Here is a 24652-nt window from a genome sequence, read left to right on the forward strand (position 1 = left end):
ATAATGTATTTCCATAAAAAATCCAAACCAGGCGACGTTCTACTCTCACAGGGGGAAACCCCCAACTACCATCGACGCAAAAGAGCTTAACTGCCGTGTTCGGTATGGGAACGGGTGTGACCTCTTTGCCATAATCACCTGATTTGTATTGAGTTGTACTTCGTACCCTCAAAACTAGATAATGTCATCATCAAACTTGTTAGTTAAGTCCTCGACCGATTAGTATCAGTCAGCTCCACGTGTCACCACGCTTCCACCTCTGACCTATCAACCTGATCGTCTCTCAGGGGTCTTACTAGCTTAACGCTATGGGAAATCTCATCTTGAGGGGGGCTTCATGCTTAGATGCTTTCAGCACTTATCCCTTCCACACATAGCTACCCAGCCATGCTCTTGGCAGAACAACTGGTACACCAGCGGTGTGTCCATCCCGGTCCTCTCGTACTAAGGACAGCTCCTCTCAAATTTCCTGCGCCCACGACGGATAGGGACCGAACTGTCTCACGACGTTCTGAACCCAGCTCGCGTACCGCTTTAATGGGCGAACAGCCCAACCCTTGGGACCGACTACAGCCCCAGGATGCGATGAGCCGACATCGAGGTGCCAAACCTCCCCGTCGATGTGGACTCTTGGGGGAGATAAGCCTGTTATCCCCGGGGTAGCTTTTATCCGTTGAGCGATGGCCCTTCCATGCGGAACCACCGGATCACTAAGCCCGACTTTCGTCCCTGCTCGACTTGTAGGTCTCGCAGTCAAGCTCCCTTATGCCTTTACACTCTTCGAATGATTTCCAACCATTCTGAGGGAACCTTTGGGCGCCTCCGTTACTCTTTAGGAGGCGACCGCCCCAGTCAAACTGCCCACCTGACACTGTCTCCGAGCCGGATCACGGCTCTAGGTTAGAATTTCAATACAGCCAGGGTAGTATCCCACCGACGCCTCCACCGAAGCTAGCGCTCCGGCTTCTCAGGCTCCTACCTATCCTGTACAAGCTGTACCAAAATTCAATATCAAGCTGCAGTAAAGCTCCACGGGGTCTTTCCGTCCTGTCGCGGGTAACCTGCATCTTCACAGGTACTATAATTTCACCGAGTCTATGGTTGAGACAGTGCCCAAATCGTTACGCCTTTCGTGCGGGTCGGAACTTACCCGACAAGGAATTTCGCTACCTTAGGACCGTTATAGTTACGGCCGCCGTTTACTGGGGCTTCAATTCAGAGCTTCTCCCGTAAGGGATAACCCCTCCTCTTAACCTTCCAGCACCGGGCAGGCGTCAGCCCCTATACTTCGCCTTGCGGCTTCGCAGAGACCTGTGTTTTTGCTAAACAGTCGCTTGGGCCTTTTCACTGCGGCTCTCCCGGGCATACACCCAAAAGAGCACCCCTTCTCCCGAAGTTACGGGGTCATTTTGCCGAGTTCCTTAACCATAGTTCTCTCGCTCACCTTAGGATTCTCTCCTCGCCTACCTGTGTCGGTTTGCGGTACAGGCACCTATTTCCTCGCTAGAAGCTTTTCTTGGCAGCGTAGAATCAGGAACTTCGGTACTATATTTCCCTCGCCATCACAACTCAGCCTTATGATGTGCGGATTTGCCTACACATCAGCCTAATTGCTTGGACGCGCATATCCAGCAGCGCGCTTACCCTATCTTTCTGCGTCCCTCCATTGCTCAAACGGAAATGAGGTGGTACAGGAATATCAACCTGTTGTCCATCGCCTACGCCTGTCGGCCTCGGCTTAGGTCCTGACTAACCCTGGGAGGACGAGCCTTCCCCAGGAAACCTTAGGCATACGGTGGACGGGATTCTCACCCGTCTTTCGCTACTCATACCGGCATTCTCACTTCTAAGCGCTCCACCAGTCCTTACGATCTAGCTTCAACGCCCTTAGAACGCTCCCCTACCACTGATACCATACGGTATCAATCCGCAGCTTCGGTGATACGTTTAGCCCCGTTACATTTTCGGCGCAGAGTCACTCGACCAGTGAGCTATTACGCACTCTTTAAATGGTGGCTGCTTCTAAGCCAACATCCTGGTTGTCTAAGCAACTCCACATCCTTTTCCACTTAACGTATACTTTGGGACCTTAGCTGGCGGTCTGGGCTGTTTCCCTCTTGACCACGGATCTTATCACTCGTAGTCTGACTCCTATGGATAAGTCATTGGCATTCGGAGTTTGACTGAATTCGGTAACCCGTTGGGGGCCCCTAGTCCAATCAGTGCTCTACCTCCAAGACTCTAACACATAAGGCTAGCCCTAAAGCTATTTCGGGGAGAACCAGCTATCTCCGAGTTCGATTGGAATTTCTCCGCTACCCACACCTCATCCCCGCACTTTTCAACGTGCGTGGGTTCGGACCTCCATTCAGTGTTACCTGAACTTCATCCTGGACATGGGTAGATCACTCGGTTTCGGGTCTACGACCACGTACTATATCGCCCTATTCAGACTCGCTTTCGCTGCGGCTCCGTCTCTTCAACTTAACCTTGCACGGGATCGTAACTCGCCGGTTCATTCTACAAAAGGCACGCCATCACTCGTTAACGAGCTCTGACTATTTGTAAGCACACGGTTTCAGGTTCTCTTTCACTCCCCTTCCGGGGTGCTTTTCACCTTTCCCTCACGGTACTGGTTCACTATCGGTCACTAGGTAGTATTTAGCCTTGGGAGATGGTCCTCCCAGATTCCGACGGAATTTCACGTGTTCCGCCGTACTCAGGATCCACTCAAGAGGGAACGAGGTTTCAACTACAGGGTTTTTACCTTCTTTGACGGACCTTTCCAGGTCGCTTCATTTACCCCGTTCCTTTGTAACTCCGTATAGAGTGTCCTACAACCCCAAGAGGCAAGCCTCTTGGTTTGGGCTATCTTCCGTTTCGCTCGCCGCTACTCAGGAAATCGCTATTGCTTTCTATTCCTCCAGGTACTTAGATGTTTCAGTTCCCTGGGTCTGTCCTCAGTACCCTATGTATTCAGGTAAAGATACTACTCCATTACGAGTAGTGGGTTTCCCCATTCGGAAATCTCCGGATCAAAGCTTACTTACAGCTCCCCGAAGCATATCGGTGTTAGTCCCGTCCTTCATCGACTCCTAGTGCCAAGGCATCCACCGTGCGCCCTTTCTAACTTAACTAATTTTAAAACTAATTGAATTAAACTTACGCAGTTTAATGAATGACATTATCTAGTTTTCAAGGTACAAAGTTGAGAGTGAACTCTCAAAACTAAACAAAACAATGAAGAAACATTTTCATACATGAACCATCGGTTCATGATGTCTCCATAGAAAGGAGGTGATCCAGCCGCACCTTCCGATACGGCTACCTTGTTACGACTTCACCCCAATCATCTGTCCCACCTTAGGCGGCTGGCCCCTAAAAGGTTACCCCACCGACTTCGGGTGTTACAAACTCTCGTGGTGTGACGGGCGGTGTGTACAAGGCCCGGGAACGTATTCACCGCGGCATGCTGATCCGCGATTACTAGTGATTCCGGCTTCATGTAGGCGAGTTGCAGCCTACAATCCGAACTGAGAATAGTTTTATGGGATTAGCTCCACCTCGCGGTCTTGCAACCCTTTGTACTATCCATTGTAGCACGTGTGTAGCCCAGGTCATAAGGGGCATGATGATTTGACGTCATCCCCACCTTCCTCCGGTTTGTCACCGGCAGTCACCTTAGAGTGCCCAACTAAATGCTGGCAACTAAGATCAAGGGTTGCGCTCGTTGCGGGACTTAACCCAACATCTCACGACACGAGCTGACGACAACCATGCACCACCTGTCACTCTGTCCCCGAAGGGAAAGCCCTATCTCTAGGGTTGTCAGAGGATGTCAAGACCTGGTAAGGTTCTTCGCGTTGCTTCGAATTAAACCACATGCTCCACCACTTGTGCGGGCCCCCGTCAATTCCTTTGAGTTTCAGTCTTGCGACCGTACTCCCCAGGCGGAGTGCTTAATGCGTTAACTTCAGCACTAAAGGGCGGAAACCCTCTAACACTTAGCACTCATCGTTTACAGCGTGGACTACCAGGGTATCTAATCCTGTTTGCTCCCCACGCTTTCGCGCCTCAGCGTCAGTTACAGACCAGAAAGTCGCCTTCGCCACTGGTGTTCCTCCAAATCTCTACGCATTTCACCGCTACACTTGGAATTCCACTTTCCTCTTCTGCACTCAAGTTTCCCAGTTTCCAATGACCCTCCCCGGTTGAGCCGGGGGCTTTCACATCAGACTTAAGAAACCGCCTGCGCGCGCTTTACGCCCAATAATTCCGGACAACGCTTGCCACCTACGTATTACCGCGGCTGCTGGCACGTAGTTAGCCGTGGCTTTCTGGTTAGGTACCGTCAAGGTGCCAGCTTATTCAACTAGCACTTATTCTTCCCTAACAACAGAGCTTTACGACCCGAAGGCCTTCATCGCTCACGCGGCGTTGCTCCGTCAGACTTTCGTCCATTGCGGAAGATTCCCTACTGCTGCCTCCCGTAGGAGTCTGGGCCGTGTCTCAGTCCCAGTGTGGCCGATCACCCTCTCAGGTCGGCTACGCATCGTCGCCTTGGTGAGCCGTTACCTCACCAACTAGCTAATGCGCCGCGGGCCCATCTGTAAGTGATAGCCGAAGCCATCTTTCAATAAAGGAACAGGAGTTCCTTTATATCATCCGGTATTAGCTCCGGTTTCCCGAAGTTATCCCAGTCTTACAGGTAGGTTGCCCACGTGTTACTCACCCGTCCGCCGCTAACTAACGGGAGCAAGCTCCCATTAGTCCGCTCGACTTGCATGTATTAGGCACGCCGCCAGCGTTCGTCCTGAGCCAGGATCAAACTCTCCATAAAAGTTAAGTTTAAATCTTGTATTGCTCAAAAAACTAATAATTGACGTTTACTTCATGTTTTGTTTAGTTTTCAAAGTTCATAATGGAGCGGGTGATGGGAATCGAACCCACGACCGAAGCTTGGAAGGCTTCTATTTTACCATTAAACTACACCCGCGAAAATGGTCGGGAAGACAGGATTTGAACCTGCGACCCCCTGGTCCCAAACCAGGTGCTCTACCAAGCTGAGCCACTTCCCGTAATATGGCGCGCCCGAAAGGACTCGAACCCATAACCTTTTGATCCGTAGTCAAACGCTCTATCCAATTGAGCTACGGGCGCATATTGTAAAGTGTGTCGTCTTCGTTAGCGACTTTTACAGTTTATAACATCCAACTGTTCATGTCAACACTTTTTTAAAAGTTTTTTTAAACTTTAAAAGCTTACTACGATAAGCTCTCGTTGACTGCGTTAACTTGTCTGACGTGACTTAAACTATATTAAAGCATCGAACATTCAATGTCAACACTTTTTAAATAAAAAAAAGCACGAGTTTATTTACCTATTTGATTTTACTGGTTTTAGAGCCTTTTTAACTTATTAATGTAGCTTTAATCAGTACATATTTAACGTTTCTGACATAGTACTACTCAACAATAGCTGAATTACTATAGTACAATTTAAGGACAGACCCTGATAAAAATAGAGCAACTCCTTTTTCGCATAGTAAGTTCTATGTTTCATTTTTTGATTTTTTAACGAGATAGAATAGGTATAGATAATATGTAATATGAAGTGTTTTCGAATACTTTTTACTTTTAAATAAAAAATATTATTAATGAGCATAAAAAAGATATTAAACTAAAATAAGGAAATTTAACTAATAGGAAGTGTGAAAAATGGATATTAATAATTTTCTTACAATCCTCCTTATCATCAATATAATTCTAGCAGGAGTACTAGTGTTTATTGAAAAAAGAGATGTTGTCGCCACATGGGCGTGGTTAATGATCTTACTTTTTATACCTATAGTGGGATTTTTACTATATCTATTTTTAGGTAGACAGCTAAAACAAAAGAATTTCTACCATCTATCGACCAAAGAAAGAACTTATCTACAATTGGCGGTTACAGACCAAGCTAATAAAATTCATAATGATCAAAGTTTTCTTCAAGATGAGCTACTATCAAAGCATTCACAAATAATTATGATGAATTTAAAATCAGCTAACGCTTTATTAACGATAGATAACGAGATCCACACGTTTCGAGATGGACACGAAAAATTTAATTCTCTATTTAAAGACATCCAACTTGCCCAAAAAGAAATTAATATCCAGTACTATATCATCCAGCGTGATTCATTAGGAAAGAAACTTAGAGATGAACTTTCAAAAAAAGCGGCAGAAGGTGTGAAAGTACGAGTCCTGTATGATGACATTGGTTCAAAAAGAATCACCCCTTCTTTTTTCAAAGAACTTATTAAACATGGTGGTGAGGTAAGAGCTTTCTTCCCTTCTTTTTTAAGACTAATCAATTTTCGATTAAATAATAGGAATCACAGAAAACTATGTATTATTGATGGAAGAATTGCTTATATAGGAGGATTCAATATTGGAAATGAATATCTGGGTATTGATCAAAAATTTGGTTATTGGAGAGACACTCATTTTCGTATAATGGGAGAATCAGTTAACCAAATTCAAGGTAGATTTATTTTAGACTGGCAACAAGCTACTAATCAACCTATACATAATATAGAAGAATTCTCATTTAATAATGAAAAAAATATTGGAAGTACCCCTATCCAAATAGTTGCAAGTGGACCAAATTCAGAGACAGAACACTTAAAAAACATGTATGTTAAGTTAATTATGTCTGCCAAAAAATGTGTTTATATTCAAACACCGTATTTTATTCCAGATACAAGCATTATGGACGCATGCAAAATCGCAATTTTATCCGGTATCGATGTAAGAATAATGATTCCAAGTAAACCTGATCACCCATTCGTGTATTGGGCATCTCTATCGTACGCTGGAGAACTTTTATCGTATGGGGCAAAAATATTACTTTACGAGAATGGTTTTTTACATGCTAAAACAATCGTTGTTGATCATGAAGTAGCTTCGGTAGGAACTACGAATATTGATACACGTAGCTTTAAATTAAATTTTGAAATAAACGCAATTACCTATTCAGAAGAAAAAGCTTCTGAGCTACAAAATCTTTTTTTACTTGATAGTAAACATAGTAGTGAGCTTACAATTGAAAAATATCAAGAGCGATCAGTCATAATCAAGTTAAAAGAAGCAATCTCTCGCCTCTTATCTCCAATATTGTAAATAAAAACATTACTTAACGGTAATGTTTTTTATTTTATCTTATAGTTTCAAATTGAAAGGTAATGTGAGCTTTTCTGTAGAATAATCGTTATTGTTAAAAGTAAAGAAGGTGAAATTATGAGAATTATTAAGAAAATATTTGTAGTTTTTATAACTCTTTCAATCCTATCGATAAGTTTCTTTACAAATCCAACTTCTACATATGCAGCAAATAAAGTTTATACTGTAACTGCAAATAAATTAAACGTCCGTAGTGGGCCTAGTACATCATATAAGTTGATTGGTTCAGTTAATAAAGGCCAACTTTTAATGGTTATTAAAAAACACTCCAATGGATGGTATAAAATTAAGTTTAAAAAATCAACAGGATTTATAAATGGAGAATATGTGACGGCGGAGTTCACTAATGTTAAATCATTAGATAAAAGTATTATTGTTGACTTGAAATATAACACAACTAATAACTTTACTGGCAAACGTATTTATAATTTTAGTCAAGCAATACTTAGGACAAGCACAGCAAAAAAGTTAGCAAAAGCAAACGTAATCCTTAAAGAACAAGGATATACTATTAAAGTTTGGGATGCTTATCGTCCTTTATCTGCACAACAAACACTTTGGAACGCATATCCTAATTCGAATTATGTAGCTAAACCTGATCCTAAAAATATCCGTGGACACCAACTTGGCGCAACGGTAGATATTACAATATGTACTTTAGATGGAATAGAAGTACATATGCAATCTAAATTCGATGATTTTTCTTCACGAGCATCTCGAAGTTATAAACGAAGCAGTGAACAGGAAAAGAATTATCAAATTATGGATAAGGCAATGAGACAAGTAGGTTTTGTAGGCTATTCTAAAGAATGGTGGCATTACTCAGATAATAATCAAAAATTTAAAGCTATCCAGGTAATTCCTGCAAATTATTAATGCAAAAACTCACTTTTAAATAATAAAAGTGAGTTTTTTTATAAAAATATGTATTCTATTTAAAATAGAATTATCTCTATTTTGTGCGATGAACGGTTAAGGTTACTTTACTTGTTTCACACATAAATGTTGAAAGGTGGACAGGTTCCTCATTTGAATCATAGGCTATTTTTAGGATTTTAAAGAGATTGGCTCCTATATCGCATTCAAGGTAATTAGCATATACTTTTGTCGCACCGATTACGTCGATAATTTTATCGTTGCTTAGGATTTCCGTATTATAGTCCTTTGAGAGTACTTTATATGTGGATTCATCTGTTGCAATTTTCTTTTCCAAATCAGGAAAACGAATTAGTGAGTAATGTGCAATATCATAAAAAAGTGGACGGTCGTTCACATACATAAGTCGCTCAAGCTCTAGCACGCGACTTCCTTCTCCAACTTTAAGATGTTCTGCAACATCCTTTGATGCAGGGATGACTTCACTTCTAAGGATTCGGGAATTTGGAATCATCCCTAGTTGGTGGCTAAACTCCGAGAATCCGCTTACAGATAGCAGTTCATTATTAAACTTATTCGAAGCTACAAATGTCCCCCTGCGTGGTATGCGTGTTAATGTACCATCCTTCACTAATTCCTCAATAGCCTTTCGAATAGTGATTCGACTGACATTATACGTTTCACAAAGCTCAGCTTCTGTGGGAATCTGTTGATCTGGTTTATATTTCCCTTGTTGAATATCATTCTGTAGCATTTGCCTAATCTGCATATAGAGAGGCTGTGGGGTTGAAGAATTTAGGTTCATAATTTTCATCCTATCCGTCAATGTTTTTCAACATTATTATACACTGCCGACTAGTCATCGTCACCATGCACCTAAATATCCAATTGTTTTTGTAGCCGTTTTAGTCCCCAATTCCAAACACTGTTGGATCGAATGGCCCTGTAAAGTACCAAAAAGAAAACCAGCTATGAAAGAATCTCCTGCTCCCATCGTATCTACTACATTATCTTCCAATACTCCAAATTGATAAAAATGTTTCCCGTCGAAAGCTAAAGATCCATTTTCTCCAAGCGTAGCAACAGCAACCTTGGAACCTTTTGTTTTTACCTCCTTTAAAAATCCCCTGATATATTCATCATCTTTTTTATAAGAAAAAAAGGAATAGTCCACATAACTAGGTAGTTTCTTTACTAAATCGTGCTCTAACTGGTCTGAAAAATCAAATGCAGTAAGTAAGCCTTTTTGTTTAAAAAGTGGATAATACTCCTCAACATGTCCCCATATACCAGCGTGGACGAGTTGATGGGTTTGAATAAACTCCAGTTCTTCATCAGTTAATGTGAACTGTGCCATTACTCCTTCATCGTAATCTCCAAAATGACGGTCATTATTAACCAATTCAACATAGGTAACCGCTGTTTTTCCTATCTTTTTAGAAATAAACGATGTATCGACACCCTTACTTTGAATTGACTTAATCATTTGTTCACCATAGGAATCACTTCCAACCCACCCGATATACGAAGAGTCCGCCCCTAACTCCTTTAAATAGACAGCAACATTTACCGGATTTCCTCCAGGATACACTTTCTCGTTTGTAAGATAGACATCCATACAGTTATCGCCGACTGTAACAATTCTCATCTAATCCCAACCTTCTTTTTATTCTAAGAAACGAGCACTACTATGTAGTGCCCACTAAATATTTTAATATTCTACTTTGCGGTAGTATCTTCTTAGGTCTAATGAGTGGTTTCTTTCCTTTTCCAGGTAAACACTGATTCGACTTAAGACCGCCCAGTTAACGCTAACAGAAAAATGTTTTCTAAATTCCTCACTAATGCCTTGCAATTCAAAGTCCTTTGTATCAATAACAGTTAATTGATTTGTAACTTTTTCAGCAAATCTTTCAACACGATCCATCAATGGTCTTGTTTCATCTTCTCCTTTAAGTAAAATAACACTAGTATCTTCAACAACTAGCTCAAGCGTACCATGGAAAAACTCTGCTGCATGGATGGACTTTGCATGAATCCATTGCATTTCCTCCAAAATACACATTGCGTATGAATAAGTGTTACCCCACAAGTTACCTGAGCCCACCATCATATGATAATCTGTATCCTTATGTTTAATAGCAAATTCCTCAGCCTTATTATCAAAGTCTTTTACAGCAGCTAAAATTGCTTGTGGCAACAAGGAAACTTCTTTTGTGAACTGTTCATATTGCGGAAATTCATTGTTATTATACATGAAGCGAAATACTACCATGTACAACAACATAAAGAACGTATCAAAGGAATGCTTTTCCGAGCCGGTTGTAATACAGTAATCTACTACCTGGGTTAATGGAGTATTTGGCTCCGCTACTAATGCAATTGTAGTAGCTCCTCTTTCTTTACAAAACTCTGCTGCTGCAACAGTTTCTTGTGTTGTCCCTGAAACTGAGGTGAAAATACATACTGAATCCTTTGAAAAATGCTTATTGTTCATGACCATAAACTCCGCCGCGATTTCGGCATGTACATTGATCGTTGAGTTTGATTCTAAAATATATTTATAAGGATACATCATTGCAATCGTTCCGCCAGCACCAATCAGGAAAAGATTGCTGTAACCTTTTTGACAGATTGAATCGACGATATCCTCAATTTTACTTCTAAATGCAAGTCCTTCTTTTTCTACAAGTTTTAAAAATAACGCTTCATCAAATTTTAACATGGTTAGATCCCCCTAAATTATATTTGTTATGTCTTGTATTATAATTAAATATAACAAATAAAGCAAGATTTTTCAAAAAATTAAAAAGCTAGTAAAAGAACACTAGCTTCCTGAAATAATTGAATTCTTCTCTAGATTACCGCCATTTTTCTTATTCGGCCCGTACCGTTTTTCCCAGTAAAAGTAAACAGGTAGTCCGGTAACGATAACAATGAATGCAGCTACCATCCCTTGCCATGGAGCCCAAGTAAACGTACCCCAAGCAAGCCAAGAAGCTCCAATAATTGCTAAAATCGTCGTTAGTCTCCACATTGGCATCCTGTAAATCGGGTTATAGTCCTCTCTCTTACGGCATTTATAAACCGCTACAAAATCCAAAATATTAATCACTAATTGAATTAATGTGAAATAGCCTAGTAAAGTCGTTAAATTAGTTGCAAAAACTAGAATACATGCATAGGTAACTTGAACAATAATTGAAAAACTTGGTGTTTCATACTTTGGATGGACACGACCAAAACGTTGGAAAAACAGCCCGTCCTTCGCCATCGCGTATTCTAACCTAGGTTGAAACATGATACAGGAACTTAGTGATCCTAAAATAACTATAATTGCAGTAATCGCAACAAACGAAGAAGCAATATGAGATAGTCCTGGTATATACTTAACCGCATCAGAAACAGCTGCGCTAGAACCTATCAATTTACTAAAAGGCATTAATCCAATTACGCAGACTGCTAGCAAAGTATATAAGATTAATACAATAAAGACAGAGCTAATTAGAGCACGCGGTAGCGTTTTTCCAGGATTTTTAAATTCACCTGCCATAAAACAAATAGCGGCCATACCTGTGTATGCCCAGGTTGTTGCAGAGACACCACCGATTAGACTCGTTTTTACAACTTCTCCATGAGGCGTATAGGAGAAGTTCCCCGGGTGCATATACATTAAACCTAGAACAATAACAATAATGAACGGAATGATTTTCACGGCGGTAATAATTACTTGAAAAAGCCCGCCCTCTTTTACACTACGATAATGAATTGAAGTTATGATTAAAATGATCGCAACCCCTAACAACTTACCAGCAACTCCTGAGAAGAATGGGAAAAAGCTTGCCAAGTATGAAACTACTGCTAGAGCCATAATCGAAATAGATGGTGGATCAAGTGCCCAGAATGTTGCCCATCCATATAAAAAGGCTAAAGGTCTCCAGCCTGCTTTATTCAAATAAACGTAACCGCTTCCATTTTCAGGGTAAGCAGTTGATAATTCCGCAAGAACCATTACTTGCGGAATAGCGATAATACCGCCAATAATCCAAGCTAAAATAGAAATAGAAGGGGTTCCCGCTGCTTTTGCTACATCACCAGACGAGACAAAGATACCTGATCCTACAGTCGTACCAACTGCAATTGCTAATGCCGACCAAAATCCAAGCTTTCGTGTAAGCGTAATATTACTCATAAAGGCTCCTCCAAATTTTTAGATTATACAATTCCTAATTCATTTAGTTTTACTAAGGATTTTTTAACAGCATCTAGTGGATTTTGATAGTAAGTTGACCCCATAATTTCAAGAGTGCATGCCCCATCGTATTGGTGCTTTTGAATGCTTTTTACATATTCTCTCCATTGTAAATGACCATCATCTAAAGCAAGATGAGAATCTGTCTTGCGATCACCATCTATTAAATGGAAATGACATAACTCAGGAAGCAATAAAAAATAATCATCCGGTGTTTCACCAGCCAGGTTCATTGCAACAGTATCAATCATCCCTTTTAAATAAGGGGACTTTATTTCGTCAATCATTCTCTTTAATTCCCACGTATTAATAATTAAATTAGATTCGAATTTTGTTAACGGTTCGAGTGCAAGAGTGATACCCTCCTGCTCTGCCACCTTTGTAATTTGATATATTGATTCACTTGCATATTTCCACGATTCTTCTTTTGTTAGGGAGAAGTCACCGATCCCTGAAGTAATTACCATCTTATCCGTCTCCAATTCCACAGCAGAGTGAATATTTTCAATAAAATAATCAATACTCGTTTTTCGCCAATTCAGATCTGAAGCAGCAAGATTGTAAGGATAAATGCATTGTTCTGGCGTATAGCAGACTATTTCCATACTTCTAGCTTTAATTTCTTTCTTTATCTCTCTCAAATTGCAAAGCAAATTTCTATACACATAGAGATGTGGTTCACCAGCCCATAATTCAATGCTACTGATGCCTAATCGGTCCATACAATCCAAAAAATATTGGATCGGAAAATGCTTGAATGTAATATTCATCCCTGCTATTTTCATTGATTACCTCCTTTCACTTAAAGTCATTTCATTTGTTATGCTTTGTATTATAATCAAGAATAACATAAAATACAATAAATTTTTAAAATTTTTAATATTCATTTTAAAGTCTTACAAATTCTAGTACCGTAACCAACTGATTTATAAATGTCATACAATTTTTAAACACAAAAAAGGCCTCTACATCACGTAGAAGCCTTATTTCTTTTTATATAATTTGATGCACAATATTTTAAAATTGTATTCTACTATCAAGATAGCACATCTAACACTTTAAAATTCAATAAAAAAGATGTTACCGAAAACATCAGTAACATCTTACAATTTTATCTAATATGGAGTAAAAAGGAGTACGGCCTTTAATTCCAAAAAATAATTAATTTTTGAAAACCCTTGAAAACACTGATGCGGCCGAGAGGACTTGAACCTCCACGGAGAAACCTCCACTAGGCCCTCAACCTAGCGCGTCTGCCATTCCGCCACGACCGCGAATAAACAAAAGTGAGCCATGAAGGATTCGAACCTTCGACCCTCTGATTAAAAGTCAGATGCTCTACCTACTGAGCTAATGGCTCGTAATAATTAAAAGTAATTATAACTAAATACAATATATCTTTAAACCAACTTACTGTCTACACGATCGCATCTAAGATAAAAGCAATCCCCTTACCTTAAACATATTAATAAAAAACTAAAATGGCTGGGCTACCTGGATTCGAACCAGGGCATGACGGAATCAAAATCCGTTGCCTTACCGCTTGGCTATAGCCCAATGATATTACATCATGAATCAACTTCTCCGAGTAACCTTCATGAACCCGCACCGCAGGATTTTTTTTATGTTGTTTTGCTTCTACTTCTAGAATTAACTCCTCAAGATAAAAAACAATCCGACAACTTCGAAATTCATCTTTATCTAGAGTGCGAGTATGCTACATGAACCTACACCGCAGGATTTTTTTTATGTTGTATTGTTAATACCTCTCGAATTACTCCTCAAGATAAAAAACAATCCGACATCCTTACAAAAAAACAAATGGCTGGGCTACCTGGATTCGAACCAGGGCATGACGGAATCAAAATCCGTTGCCTTACCGCTTGGCTATAGCCCAATGAACTAGCTGCATGATCTACTTCCCCGAGTATGCTACATGAACCTACACCGCAGGATTTTTTTTATGTTGAAATGTTTTAACCTCTCGAATTTACTCCTCAAGATAAAAACAATCCGACATTTCAATATACTTCTTTGCTAAGTACGAGTAACCTACATGAACCTACACCGCAGGATTTTTTTTATGTTGAAATGTTTTAACCTCTCGAATTTACTCCTCAAGATAAAAACAATCCGACATTTCAATATACTTCTTTACTAAGTACGAGTAACCTTCATGAACCTACACCGCAGGATTTTTTTTATATTGAAATGTTTTAACCTCTCGAATTTACTCCTCAAGATAAAAACAATCCGACATTTCAAAATATTTATTATAAAATAGAAATTAACTCTATAACCCTAACAATAGAATCTGTAGAAGCTTATTGTTCAACTTTGGATCTAACTCTCAAAATAGAAAGGCTAACTCCAAAAACCCACTCTTACTATTTTTCTCCAAATAAAGAAAAAAATACTACAATTTGTAGTAAATAATGGCGGTCCCGACCGGGATCGAACCGGCGATCTCCTGCGTGACAGGCAGGCATGTTAACCGCTACACCACGGGACCATATGTAATTAATGGTGGAGGATGACGGGCTCGAACCGCCGACCCCCTGCTTGTAAGGCAGGTGCTCTCCCAGCTGAGCTAATCCTCCAGGATAAAAATGGTGACCCGTACGGGACTCGAACCCGTGTTACCGCCGTGAAAGGGCGGTGTCTTAACCGCTTGACCAACGGGCCTTATATATGGCAGAGAAGAAGGGATTCGAACCCTCGCACCGCGTAAACGATCTACACCCTTAGCAGGGGCGCCCCTTGAGCCACTTGGGTACTTCTCTATAATAATGGCTCCGCAGGTAGGGTTCGAACCTACGACCACTCGGTTAACAGCCGAGTGCTCTACCACTGAGCTACTGCGGAAAAATACTAATCTTTTCATCAATTGCTAAAACGTGATGACAAGTATTAATATAAACTAAATGCCTATTAGATGTCAACACTATTTATAATAGTTTTAATGGACTTTTGCATGATCCACATACATAGCGGCTTATGTCCACTTTTCTTTTTCTTAAGAAAGCTTGCCCACACCCTGAACATCTATATTTATACTTATAAGAATGCGTTCTTTTTTTTATTGAGTTTAGTGGTTTACAATACCTAGGTGCACCTACCTTTTTTAATAGCTCTTTAAAATCTCTATCTTCGTGCTTATATCCTTTCTTCATAATATGAAGATGATAATGACATAGCTCGTGTAATATGATCCCCTTTAACTCTCCAATTCCGTGTTCTTCATAATAAAACTTATTTAATTCGATATTACTTGTCTTTAATAAATACCTACCACCAGTTGTCCTCAATCTAGTATTGAAAGAAGCTTGGTGGAGAAATGGTCGATCGAAATAAGTGATTGATAGTTCTTCAACTAGTTTTTGTATCTCCTCATTATCCATTTATGAATCGCCATCCTTTTTTCTTCTTTATTATACTGAACAACTCACAAATTCTTGGGTATGCGCATACATTAAACTTACAAATGAGAATTTCAAAAGATCTTATTAGTACGATTTATGCTAAATGGGCTGCTCTTAGTAAATCTCTCTACAACGGCGTAATTTTTACTATCAAAATGAACAATACAGTTATCCTTTTAATACAGTGTATCGGAAGGTTACCCCTCACTCATTTATTTCATCGCCCATCCTCAAAAAAAGATGGGCGAAGATTTTTAAGTTGGAGGTTTTCATCATGGTAATGCCTAGTTGGCTTAAAACTCAAATGCAAAAAGCATTTTATGAAAAAAACCGTTATCAAATTAAATTATTGAATCAATGTTGGTTTTATTATCAAAAAATTAAGCTTTGACGATTTCTTTCGATTCAATTGGTAACATAGATAAACCTACTCTTTGTTTCTTTTGGTCTACTTCAGCAATCCATACTTTTACTACCTGACCAACCGATACAACATCAAGAGGATGCTTAATAAATTTGCTACTTATTCTAGAAATATGAACAAGGCCATCATTCTTTAGCCCGATATCAACAAACGCACCAAAATCGACTACGTTTCTTACTGTTCCTTCAAGTTCCATTCCTATTTTTAGGTCTTCAATTTGAAGAACATCTTGGCGAAGGATTGGTGCTGCTAATTCATCTCGTAAATCTCTTTCAGGTTGCATTAATGATGCTAAAATATCTTTTAGAGTAATTTCACCAATATCTAGTTGTTCTGATACTTCTTTTAAATTAATCGTTTTTAACTGTTCTTTCAATTCATTTGAACCAATTTGGCTCGTTGAGAAATTTAATTGCTTTAATAATTTTTTTACTTGTACGTAGCTCTCCGGGTGAATACTTGTACGGTCTAAAGGCTCATCTCCTTCAAGAACACGTAAAAATCCAATACATTGCTCATATGTTTTAGCGCCTAATCTCGGTATTGTTTTAAGCTCTTTTCGGTTTGTAATTTTCCCTTTTTCATCACGGTAATTAACAATATTTTTCGCTACTGTTTTGGACAAACCTGATACGTATTGAAGTAGTGAAACTGATGCTGTATTTACATTTACACCAACTTGGTTAACAGATGTTTCAACGACAAATGATAATGATTCATTTAAGCTCTTTTGAGATACATCGTGTTGATATAATCCTACCCCAACAGATTTCGGATCAATTTTTACTAGTTCTGCTAACGGATCTTGTAGTCGTCTTGCAATTGATACTGCGCTCCGCTCCTCAACTTGGAAATCTGGGAACTCTTCTCTTGCTAGCTCAGATGCTGAATAAACACTTGCGCCAGCTTCATTTACGATTACATAGTAAGTATTATTTTTCATTTCTTTTAAAATTCCAGATATAAACAGCTCTGTTTCTCTCGAAGCCGTACCATTTCCAATTGCGATCATTTCTATTTTAAATTTGATAAGAATATCTTTAATTTTTGTAATTGCTTGTTCTCTTTTATTTCTTTGAACCTCTTCTTTTTCTCCTCTGAAAGGATGAGGATAAATCACATCTATTTTGAGCACTTTGCCTGTCTCATCTACTACTGCTAATTTACAACCTGTACGAAATGCCGGATCTACTCCTAGTACGATTTTCCCTTTTAATGGTGGTTGCAGTAATAATGAACGCAAGTTTTCTGAGAAAATATTAATCGCGTGTGAATCAGCTTTTTCGGATAATTCTTTACGAATCTCTCTTTCAATCGAAGGCTGAATTAATCTTTTATATGCATCTTCAACGACTTCCATTAAAATTGGTCGTACAAAAGTGTCCTTTGTAATAACCCTTTTTTCTAAATATAAAATAATCTCATCAAAAGGAGACTGAATAGCAACTTTTAAAATATCTTCTTTTTCAGCACGATTCATTGCTAGTATTCTATGAGGAACTATCCTTGAAATTGGTTCAGAGTACTCGTAATACATTTCGTATACTTTTTTCTCGTCTTTTTCGGAGTCTTTTACCGTACTGTCAATCGTTCCTTTTTTGAAGGTAACTTCACGAATCCACTTGCGATAAATTTCCTTCTTCCTTTAATTCAATTACGGTAGCTACTTGTTTTGTAGTGATCGATAAATCAGATGCAATTTTATTAATCAATTGTTGTGACAAAAATAACGCCTCCAATTTTTAGGAATTTTAAAGGACCTAAAATAACCCTTTCAAGACGAAAGGGTTACAAAACAATTTATTATAATCTATGTAGGTAAAGCTGCTATAAAAGCAACTTTAAAAATCAACAAGTCCTAAACTGATTTGCAACGCTTCGTCAACCTGATCCATCATCTCATCATCAAGATGTGTTATCTTATCGGTTAATCGTTGTTTGTCAATCGTTCGAATTTGTTCTAGTAGTATAACCGAATCACGTTCAAATCCATATTTTTTAGCATCGATTTCAACATGTGTTGGAAGCTTTGCTTTTTGGATTTGTGCTGTAATCGCAGCGACTATAACGGTAGGACTAAAACGATTACCGATATCATTTTGTATTATGAGAACCGGACGAACTCCACCTTGTTCTGAGCCAACTACAGGGGAAAGGTCTGCAAAATATACGTCGCCACGTTTTACTATCAAGTGATTACCCCCCGCTAACTAAGCGCTCCACTTTAGAATCCGCTTCAGACTCAGCATAGAATGACTCAGAAGATATTAATAAGTTGATTTTAGCCATTTCCATGTATCCACGTCGCATTTGTTCGCGACTTTGGCGTCTTTTACGATCTTTTAAAAACATCTTAGTCGCTTGATAAATATACTCATTTCGATTACCGTTTTCTTGCTTTACTAATCCATCTAGTTCGCTTACTACATGTTTTGGTAAACGTACTGTTATTTCAGTTGTCGCATTTAGTTCGGACAAGTTTCAGCACCTCCAGAATCAACTATTACCCATATATCTCCCTATACTACATCATACCATTATTTTCAGTGATTGGAAAGACACATATCTTCGTTTATCTTAACCAAATAACAATGTTTCATACTTTAATACATCAAATTACAATTAATCTGATACTAGATAATTACTTATGGACTTAATATTTCCATTCTTTTTATATACCCTTGGTACCCTATGATTGATAAGGCAAGTTACTTCATAATTGATTGTATTCATATGTGTAGCGACTTCCTCAGCCGTTACTGCTCCATCCTTACTTTCTCCTATTAAAGTCACTTTTGTACCAACAGGATAATGTTTAGAAAGCTTGATCATACACTGATCCATACAAACTCTACCAACGATTTCTGCCTTTTCACCTTCAACCAACACAGAAAATCCTTGCATATCTCTAAGCCAGCCATCTGCATACCCAACTGGTAACGTCGCAATCCACTCAGAATCAGAAGTAAAATACGTTGCACCATAACTTACACCACTATTTACTGGTAATTGCTTAATATGAGTGATTTTCGTATAAAGGGATAGTGCTGGCTTTAATGTAAATGGTAACATTGGTTTTATTTCTAAAGATGGAGTTAAACCATACATGATAATACCAACACGTACAGTATTAAATAAGTTTGTTTCTAATGCAGCGGCTGCACTATTTGCACAATGAATTAGCTCTGGAGAGAATCCACTGCTCTTAACCCATTCTATACATTCATAAAATTTATCTACTTGCTCATTAAAATAGGATCTATTTAGCTCATCAGCAGTAGCGAAATGTGTAAACAAACCTTCCAGTATAATTGATGGATTTTTTCGTAAGATCGATGCAGCTTGCTCCCATTCAGAATTTGTTTTTAGGCCTAATCTACCCATCCCAGTATCAAATTTAATATGAATCATTGTACGATCTGTGCTTTTTAGATTTTTAGAAATACCTTCTAACCAATCAACATTATATGCCGTTAAAGTTAATTTATTCTTGATTGCCACGTTAATATCCTCTGGTCTAGTTGCTCCTAACACTAATATCGGCGCCTCTATACCTGCGTTACGCAGAAAAATCCCTTCATCAATAAAAGCAACTAATAATCTTGTTGCTCCAGATTTCAATGCTTGTTTTGCTACTTCAACGTAACCATGTCCATATGCATTCGCTTTTAAAGCTACATATATTTCTTGATGATTTGGGTAAAGCGATACAATATTTTTGATATTTTCCTCTATTGCATCTAAATCTACTTCTACCCAAGTGTCGCGAAAAAATGATGTTTCTGTCATGAACTACACTTCCTTATCGATTTACCCATTACTCTTTTTTTATATGTGTAAAATTATTTGCTTATTTTACTATAAATGTCAACCAATATACTACTCATTTATAGTTTATTTAAAATTTAAAAAGGCGTGATAAAGCATCATCACGCCCTTTTAAGTTTGAAAAAAATATTATTTTGTGCCTGTATCTCCGACTGATTGGGCAACTTGAATTAACTCACCTTGAGTTAAGTTTTTAGAAACAATCGTGAAATCTGTTCCACCGTATGACCATGTGATCATCTTATCTGATAATGCTCCTACCGTTTTACCTAAATCTACTGGTTCACCAGTGATTTCCATCGTTGTTCCAGACTCTGAAATTCGTGCTTTTTCCTCTATCAAAGTAAACGATTTTTTATCACCTTTATATGAAAGTATAACCTGAACACCATTGGCTGTTTTTACTTCTTGTTGATCATCTAACACAACACCCTTCATTAAATAATTAGGGTAAAGTGTAACTAATAAATTAGGATCATTATTTGGATTTGTAGATGTAGGAACACTTAAACGGGCGCTTGTCATATTTTTCTTCACATCAAAAGCATCATTATCAAACTTCGCATTGTATTGTACTTTATCGAATTTAACATCCAACACAACATTTTTATCTGTATCTAATAGTTTTACCGATTCAGGTGTCAGACCCTTTTTATTAAACGTAATTTCTTGTGTTGGGAGCAATTGTCTATTTGTGTAATTTGTTTTTGTTTCAAACACATATCCTTGCTTAGTTGCTTTAAACGTTGCATTCTTATCTTGTACTAAGTCATTAACTAATGATTCCGGTAAATATGGCTGACTGCTGTTTGATGGCCAATCGCTTTGGAAGCGATAGCTTTTATTTAATGCTGGCGTTAAAACAAACACACCCTCTTTGTTTCTTAAAATAATTTGGTTTTGATCACTCTTAGCATTTTTTAATTGAACACGGTAGTAAGAAGGCTTTTTATGCCAAATGACTACTTCATACTTTTGAGGATCATTACCATTATTAATTGTTAATGTTGCATCAGCCTTATAGCCATTCATTTTTTCCATCTGATTGCTAAGAGAACCTACAACATCATCTTTCGATTTCTTGCCACATGCAGCCAATGATAGTACTAACATGATTGTCAAAAGCATCGCTACAAGCTTTTTCTTCATCTCCCCAGCTCCTTTATTCCTCTTAAATTGTAAAAAAGAGAATTTTATGCAAAGGCTTATGAATAAATGTGCGCGAGTAGCTTAGAAGTAAAATCTAGATTTATTCATGCACGTTGCAACCTTGCTTCTCATATCCTCATGAAACTATATGAGGTCAAGCTCTAAAATATGCAGACTAGCATGACAAGCTAATTTAAAAAATTTAAAGAAAACGCTCTGATCACCGAGGGCTGTAAGTGAAGACAATGGAGTAGTTACACTTATTAATTAATCCTTATAATTTAACTATTACGTCGAGTACAAAAAAGAAAAGCCACTCTAAGGAGTGACTGTTTAAAAGGGTATTATACTTGCTGTAAGACCACTTGAGCAGCAGCATAATGTTCAGTATGCGTAATTGATAAAAACGGTATAAACGGCAAATCAACGGTTAAAACAGGCTTACCTTTTTCGTCATTTAAGATTTCAATATCATGAAATCCTAATTCCTTCCCAATTCCTGTACCAAAAGCTTTTGAACAAGCTTCTTTTGCGGCGAATCTTCCTGATAAAAATTCAAGTTTTCTTCGTTCTGATAAATTTTCGTATATTTCATATTCTGCTTCAGTTAAAATCCTTTTTGCAAACCGTGGCTGCGAGCTTATAATTTCTTTCATTCGTTCAATTTCTACTAAATCTAATCCTATACCTACGATCATATTTTCTCACCCTAACTTTCGAGTACTACGGTTTAAAATAAAAGCTTGAATCATTAACCATTTCAATAGACGGATGAGCTTTCATATCATCCATTAGTTGAAATAGTGCATTATCTTTTTGTTTTGCTTCAATCATACAATCAATTTGCCTAACCGAGCCATAAATTTCATTTAAAAATGTCATAAACATGTTAGGGTCAACAAAATCAGCATGAGCACGTATGTCTTTCTCATCTCTAGGGCTTGAAATATGCATTTTCATAGGCAAGCTCGAAGCTTTCCATGTATCGACTGCATAAGCCCAATTTTTTACCCAATCTTCATTTGTATGATTAACTAGATGATGATGATAGTCAAATACAAGTGGCACTCCTAATTTTTCACAAGCAAATAAGGTTTCATCAAACGTAAACGTAGTATCATCATTTTCAAACATTAGCATTTTTTGAATTTGCACAGGAACAAGGCTAAAATTCTCTATTAATTGTTCCAGTGATTTTTCCTTATCATCATACCCCCCACCAATATGGAGTACACATCGTTGTTCTGTATTAATCTTCATCGCTTTTAAAAGCTGATAATGCATTTTTAAGGTTTTTACCGATGTTTTTAATAGATCTTCATCCGTTGAATTTAAGATTACGAAATGATCCGGATGAAAATCAATCCTCATTTCATTCGTAATGGCAAATTTACCTAACTCAAGTAAACTTTCCTTTAATGGCTTTATGTAATTCCAGTCTGCTACTTCTTCATGGTTTGCTAAAGGGATTAATTTACTGCTCAGGCGAAAAAAAGATATATCGTGTGCTTTGTTGTGCTTTAGTAGTCTTAGACAGTTATTAATATTAGTATTAGCAATTTGCTCTAGCTTACGAATCGCCGCATCTTTATCCTTTTGTTTTAAAAACTGAGCAACCGTCATTGTCTTTGATGGTGAGGCGTTTTGTAAATTCATACTCATTGCGACATATCCAAGTCTTACTAACATTTTTATTCCAACTCTCATACGTTTTTAGTTAGTGTATGGAATCCGTCCAAATTCACACATTACAAAAGAATAAAATTATAAACAAAAAAGGCACATGGATTTTTACCATGTACCTTAACTAATACCTTATTTACTGCTGTCTTGTGGTTTGCGTTGTCCGCCACGGTTGTTATCACGAGAACCTTCGTTACGTTTGCCACGGAAGTTTCCTCCGCGGTTATCACGGTCTCCACGACGTCCATCTCCACGACGATTATCGCTACGACGTCCATCTCCACCGCCACGTCTATTTTCGCCACGACGGTATCCGCCGCCACCGCCACCGTTTCCTCCGCGTCCGCCACGGTCACGTTTGACCATTGGTGGCTCATCAGTTAAACGAACTGGTGTTTCATTTGGCTCTTTTGTTAGCATTTTTAAAGCTGCAGCTACAACACTTACAGAATCATGCTCTTCAAGTAATTCTTCTGCAATACGTTTGTAGAATGCTAAATTATCACTTTCCATAGTCGAAGTTAATTTTTCAGCAATGATACGTTGTTGACTTTCAATTGCTTCGTCTAATGTAGGTGCAGTCATACGTTCCATACGACGTTTAGTTGTACGTTCGATATTTTTTAATTGATTAAACTCACGAGGAGTAATAAATAACATCGCTATACCTGATTTTCCAGCACGTCCTGTACGTCCAATACGATGAACATAGCTTTCAGGATCTTGTGGAATATCAAAGTTGTATACATGTGTAACGCCAGAAATATCTAATCCACGAGCTGCTACATCAGTTGCAACTAAAACATCAATTGAACCAGCTTTAAATTTACGAAGTACTTGCTCACGTTTCGCTTGTGATAAATCACCATGAATACCTTCTGCAGCATATCCACGTAGGTTTAATGCTTCTGATAATTCATCAACACGACGTTTTGTACGACCGAAAATAATAGCTAATTCTGGTGTTTGAATATCTAATAAACGTGTTAGAACGTCAAATTTTTTCTTTTCTTGAACTTCAATAAAATGTTGTTCAATGTTAGGCATTGTAACTTCTTTTGCTTTTACTTTTACGATTTGTGGATTTGTCATGAAAGTTTCTGCAATGCGACGAATTGGGTCAGGCATAGTTGCAGAGAAAAGAAGTGTTTGTTTGTTTTCTGGAACTTCTTTTAAGATCGCTTCAATGTCTTCAATGAATCCCATATTTAACATTTCATCCGCTTCATCTAAAACAACTGTATTTACATTGTTTAGGCGAATTGTACGACGGTTAATATGGTCTTGAATACGACCTGGAGTTCCTACAATAATATGTGGGAATTTTTTTAATGAACGCATTTGACGATTAATATCTTGTCCACCGTATATCGGAAGGATTTTTACACCTTTATTCATACCGATTTTGTGTAATTCTTCGCCAACTTGAATAGCTAGTTCTCGTGTAGGAGCGATAACAAGTCCTTGGACATTGTTACTATCTACATCAATTTTTTCTAGTAATGGAATACCAAAAGCGGCTGTTTTACCAGTACCAGTTTGCGCTTGACCAATTACATCATGGCCTTGTTTTGCTAATGGAATAGTCTGCGCTTGAATTGGTGTAGCTTCCTCGAAGCCTAATTTTTCAATCGCAAACAGGATTTTACTACTTAATCCTAATTCTTGAAATGTTGTCAATTTGGTTAATCTCCTTTGTATCTCAATTGATCTATAAAAATTTAAAAAATTATATGTTTCGTGACTGTTTCATATGGAAGGTTCGTTTTTAGTGGAAAACAATAGTCCGAAGTTT

Annotated in this window: 16 protein-coding genes, 12 tRNA genes, 3 rRNA genes and 1 pseudogene; 3 read left to right on the plus strand and 29 right to left on the minus strand. The window is 38.3% G+C overall.

Annotated features, from left to right (window positions below):
- Positions 1-26 precede the first annotated feature (26 nt).
- The 6 genes from rrf to V5E38_RS19925 form a co-directional block, all read right to left on the minus strand.
- Positions 27-142: ribosomal RNA gene (gene rrf, locus V5E38_RS19900) — 5S ribosomal RNA — on the minus strand.
- A 57-nt stretch (positions 143-199) separates the two neighbouring features.
- Positions 200-3137: ribosomal RNA gene (locus tag V5E38_RS19905) — 23S ribosomal RNA — on the minus strand.
- Positions 3138-3290: 153 nt separating this feature from the next.
- Positions 3291-4840, minus strand: a 16S ribosomal RNA gene (locus tag V5E38_RS19910).
- The 16S, 23S and 5S rRNA genes sit together here with 3 tRNA genes alongside, the layout of an rRNA operon.
- An 82-nt stretch (positions 4841-4922) precedes the next feature.
- Positions 4923-4996: transfer RNA gene (locus V5E38_RS19915), tRNA-Gly, on the minus strand.
- Positions 4997-5001: 5 nt separating this feature from the next.
- Positions 5002-5078: transfer RNA gene (locus V5E38_RS19920), tRNA-Pro, on the minus strand.
- Between the two features lie 5 nt (positions 5079-5083).
- Positions 5084-5160: transfer RNA gene (locus V5E38_RS19925), tRNA-Arg, on the minus strand.
- Positions 5161-5717: 557 nt separating this feature from the next.
- Here V5E38_RS19925 and cls point away from each other — a divergent pair.
- Together cls and V5E38_RS19935 are read left to right on the plus strand one after the other, a co-directional pair.
- A complete protein-coding gene (gene cls, locus V5E38_RS19930) occupies positions 5718-7163 on the plus strand; it encodes a cardiolipin synthase (protein WP_097978952.1) in 1446 nt (481 codons plus the stop codon).
- A 117-nt stretch (positions 7164-7280) separates the two neighbouring features.
- Positions 7281-8099 carry a M15 family metallopeptidase gene (locus V5E38_RS19935; protein ID WP_499211270.1) on the plus strand — a complete coding sequence of 273 codons (819 nt, stop codon included), beginning with the start codon at positions 7281-7283 and terminating at the stop codon, positions 8097-8099.
- A gap of 76 nt (positions 8100-8175) precedes the next feature.
- On the opposite strand, the gene V5E38_RS19940 is transcribed toward V5E38_RS19935, so the two are convergent.
- The 15 genes from V5E38_RS19940 to V5E38_RS20010 all read right to left on the minus strand — a co-directional run bounded on the left by V5E38_RS19940 (position 8176) and on the right by V5E38_RS20010 (position 15752).
- Positions 8176-8904 carry a GntR family transcriptional regulator gene (locus V5E38_RS19940; protein ID WP_499211271.1) on the minus strand — a complete coding sequence of 243 codons (729 nt, stop codon included), beginning with the start codon at positions 8902-8904 and terminating at the stop codon, positions 8176-8178.
- 60 nt (positions 8905-8964) lie between these two features.
- On the minus strand, positions 8965-9747 hold the full coding sequence (gene frlD, locus V5E38_RS19945; protein ID WP_499211272.1) for a carbohydrate kinase family protein: 783 nt from the start codon (positions 9745-9747) through the stop codon (positions 8965-8967).
- Positions 9748-9810: 63 nt separating this feature from the next.
- Positions 9811-10824: an SIS domain-containing protein gene (locus V5E38_RS19950; protein ID WP_499211273.1), complete on the minus strand. Its 1014-nt coding sequence runs from the start codon at positions 10822-10824 to the stop codon at positions 9811-9813.
- Between the two features lie 102 nt (positions 10825-10926).
- Complete coding sequence (locus tag V5E38_RS19955; protein ID WP_499211274.1) at positions 10927-12291, minus strand: amino acid permease; 1365 nt, start codon at positions 12289-12291, stop codon at positions 10927-10929.
- Between the two features lie 23 nt (positions 12292-12314).
- The gene (locus tag V5E38_RS19960; protein WP_499211275.1) at positions 12315-13136 is read right to left on the minus strand and encodes a sugar phosphate isomerase/epimerase family protein; all 822 of its coding nucleotides are present in this window, start codon (positions 13134-13136) and stop codon (positions 12315-12317) included.
- 406 nt (positions 13137-13542) lie between these two features.
- Positions 13543-13625 (minus strand) — tRNA-Leu (locus tag V5E38_RS19965).
- Positions 13626-13638: 13 nt separating this feature from the next.
- Positions 13639-13711 (minus strand) — tRNA-Lys (locus V5E38_RS19970).
- Positions 13712-13833: 122 nt separating this feature from the next.
- Positions 13834-13908: transfer RNA gene (locus tag V5E38_RS19975), tRNA-Gln, on the minus strand.
- A 265-nt stretch (positions 13909-14173) separates the two neighbouring features.
- Positions 14174-14248 (minus strand) — tRNA-Gln (locus tag V5E38_RS19980).
- A gap of 539 nt (positions 14249-14787) precedes the next feature.
- Positions 14788-14863 (minus strand) — tRNA-Asp (locus V5E38_RS19985).
- A 12-nt stretch (positions 14864-14875) separates the two neighbouring features.
- Positions 14876-14951: transfer RNA gene (locus V5E38_RS19990), tRNA-Val, on the minus strand.
- 10 nt (positions 14952-14961) lie between these two features.
- Positions 14962-15036 (minus strand) — tRNA-Glu (locus tag V5E38_RS19995).
- Positions 15037-15043: 7 nt separating this feature from the next.
- A tRNA-Ser gene (locus tag V5E38_RS20000) sits at positions 15044-15134 on the minus strand.
- Between the two features lie 7 nt (positions 15135-15141).
- Positions 15142-15216, minus strand: a tRNA-Asn gene (locus V5E38_RS20005).
- 83 nt (positions 15217-15299) lie between these two features.
- Positions 15300-15752 (minus strand): SprT family zinc-dependent metalloprotease, encoded by a 453-nt coding sequence (locus V5E38_RS20010; protein WP_499211276.1) that lies wholly within the window; start codon positions 15750-15752, stop codon positions 15300-15302.
- A 301-nt stretch (positions 15753-16053) separates the two neighbouring features.
- On the opposite strand from V5E38_RS20010, the gene cmpA reads away from it, so the two are divergent.
- A complete protein-coding gene (cmpA, locus tag V5E38_RS20015; protein WP_088003988.1) occupies positions 16054-16164 on the plus strand; it encodes a cortex morphogenetic protein CmpA in 111 nt (36 codons plus the stop codon).
- On the opposite strand, the pseudogene V5E38_RS20020 reads toward cmpA, so the two are convergent.
- The 8 genes and pseudogenes from V5E38_RS20020 to cshA form a co-directional block, all read right to left on the minus strand.
- Positions 16154-17827: pseudogene (locus tag V5E38_RS20020) on the minus strand (helix-hairpin-helix domain-containing protein); the annotation flags it as partial. The gene cmpA and the pseudogene V5E38_RS20020 overlap by 11 nt on opposite strands.
- Before the next feature lie 211 nt (positions 17828-18038).
- Entirely contained in the window at positions 18039-18389 is a 351-nt protein-coding gene (gene ndoA, locus V5E38_RS20025; protein WP_056476047.1) for a type II toxin-antitoxin system endoribonuclease NdoA, read from the minus strand.
- Between the two features lie 4 nt (positions 18390-18393).
- Positions 18394-18675, minus strand: a complete 282-nt coding sequence (locus V5E38_RS20030; RefSeq protein ID WP_069033898.1) for a CopG family ribbon-helix-helix protein — start codon at positions 18673-18675, stop codon at positions 18394-18396.
- A gap of 144 nt (positions 18676-18819) precedes the next feature.
- The gene (gene alr / locus V5E38_RS20035; protein ID WP_499211277.1) at positions 18820-19986 is read right to left on the minus strand and encodes an alanine racemase; all 1167 of its coding nucleotides are present in this window, start codon (positions 19984-19986) and stop codon (positions 18820-18822) included.
- A 168-nt stretch (positions 19987-20154) separates the two neighbouring features.
- Positions 20155-21174 carry a LolA family protein gene (locus V5E38_RS20040; protein ID WP_097978942.1) on the minus strand — a complete coding sequence of 340 codons (1020 nt, stop codon included), beginning with the start codon at positions 21172-21174 and terminating at the stop codon, positions 20155-20157.
- Positions 21175-21518: 344 nt separating this feature from the next.
- On the minus strand, positions 21519-21872 hold the full coding sequence (gene acpS, locus V5E38_RS20045) for a holo-ACP synthase (protein WP_097978941.1): 354 nt from the start codon (positions 21870-21872) through the stop codon (positions 21519-21521).
- Positions 21873-21897: 25 nt separating this feature from the next.
- The gene (gene uvsE / locus V5E38_RS20050) at positions 21898-22863 is read right to left on the minus strand and encodes a UV DNA damage repair endonuclease UvsE (protein WP_499211278.1); all 966 of its coding nucleotides are present in this window, start codon (positions 22861-22863) and stop codon (positions 21898-21900) included.
- Between the two features lie 126 nt (positions 22864-22989).
- Positions 22990-24537 carry a degradosome RNA helicase CshA gene (gene cshA, locus V5E38_RS20055; protein WP_091024766.1) on the minus strand — a complete coding sequence of 516 codons (1548 nt, stop codon included), beginning with the start codon at positions 24535-24537 and terminating at the stop codon, positions 22990-22992.
- Between the last annotated feature and the right edge of the window lie 115 nt (positions 24538-24652).

It is taken from the genome of Rossellomorea sp. GAMAL-10_SWC, from assembly GCF_049568075.1.
In the GTDB taxonomy this organism is placed as follows: Bacteria; Bacillota; Bacilli; order Bacillales; family Bacillaceae_G; genus Gottfriedia.

Coding starts and splice junctions, on each gene's coding strand:
- cls (WP_097978952.1), top strand. CDS start 5,718: ATGGATATTAATAATTTTCTTACAATCCTCCTTATCATCAATATAATT.
- V5E38_RS19935 (WP_499211270.1), top strand. CDS start 7,281: ATGAGAATTATTAAGAAAATATTTGTAGTTTTTATAACTCTTTCAATC.
- V5E38_RS19940 (WP_499211271.1), bottom strand. CDS start 8,904: ATGAACCTAAATTCTTCAACCCCACAGCCTCTCTATATGCAGATTAGG.
- frlD (WP_499211272.1), bottom strand. CDS start 9,747: ATGAGAATTGTTACAGTCGGCGATAACTGTATGGATGTCTATCTTACA.
- V5E38_RS19950 (WP_499211273.1), bottom strand. CDS start 10,824: ATGTTAAAATTTGATGAAGCGTTATTTTTAAAACTTGTAGAAAAAGAA.
- V5E38_RS19955 (WP_499211274.1), bottom strand. CDS start 12,291: ATGAGTAATATTACGCTTACACGAAAGCTTGGATTTTGGTCGGCATTA.
- V5E38_RS19960 (WP_499211275.1), bottom strand. CDS start 13,136: ATGAAAATAGCAGGGATGAATATTACATTCAAGCATTTTCCGATCCAA.
- V5E38_RS20010 (WP_499211276.1), bottom strand. CDS start 15,752: ATGGATAATGAGGAGATACAAAAACTAGTTGAAGAACTATCAATCACT.
- cmpA (WP_088003988.1), top strand. CDS start 16,054: ATGCCTAGTTGGCTTAAAACTCAAATGCAAAAAGCATTTTATGAAAAA.
- alr (WP_499211277.1), bottom strand. CDS start 19,986: ATGACAGAAACATCATTTTTTCGCGACACTTGGGTAGAAGTAGATTTA.
- V5E38_RS20040 (WP_097978942.1), bottom strand. CDS start 21,174: ATGAAGAAAAAGCTTGTAGCGATGCTTTTGACAATCATGTTAGTACTA.
- acpS (WP_097978941.1), bottom strand. CDS start 21,872: ATGATCGTAGGTATAGGATTAGATTTAGTAGAAATTGAACGAATGAAA.
- uvsE (WP_499211278.1), bottom strand. CDS start 22,863: ATGTTAGTAAGACTTGGATATGTCGCAATGAGTATGAATTTACAAAAC.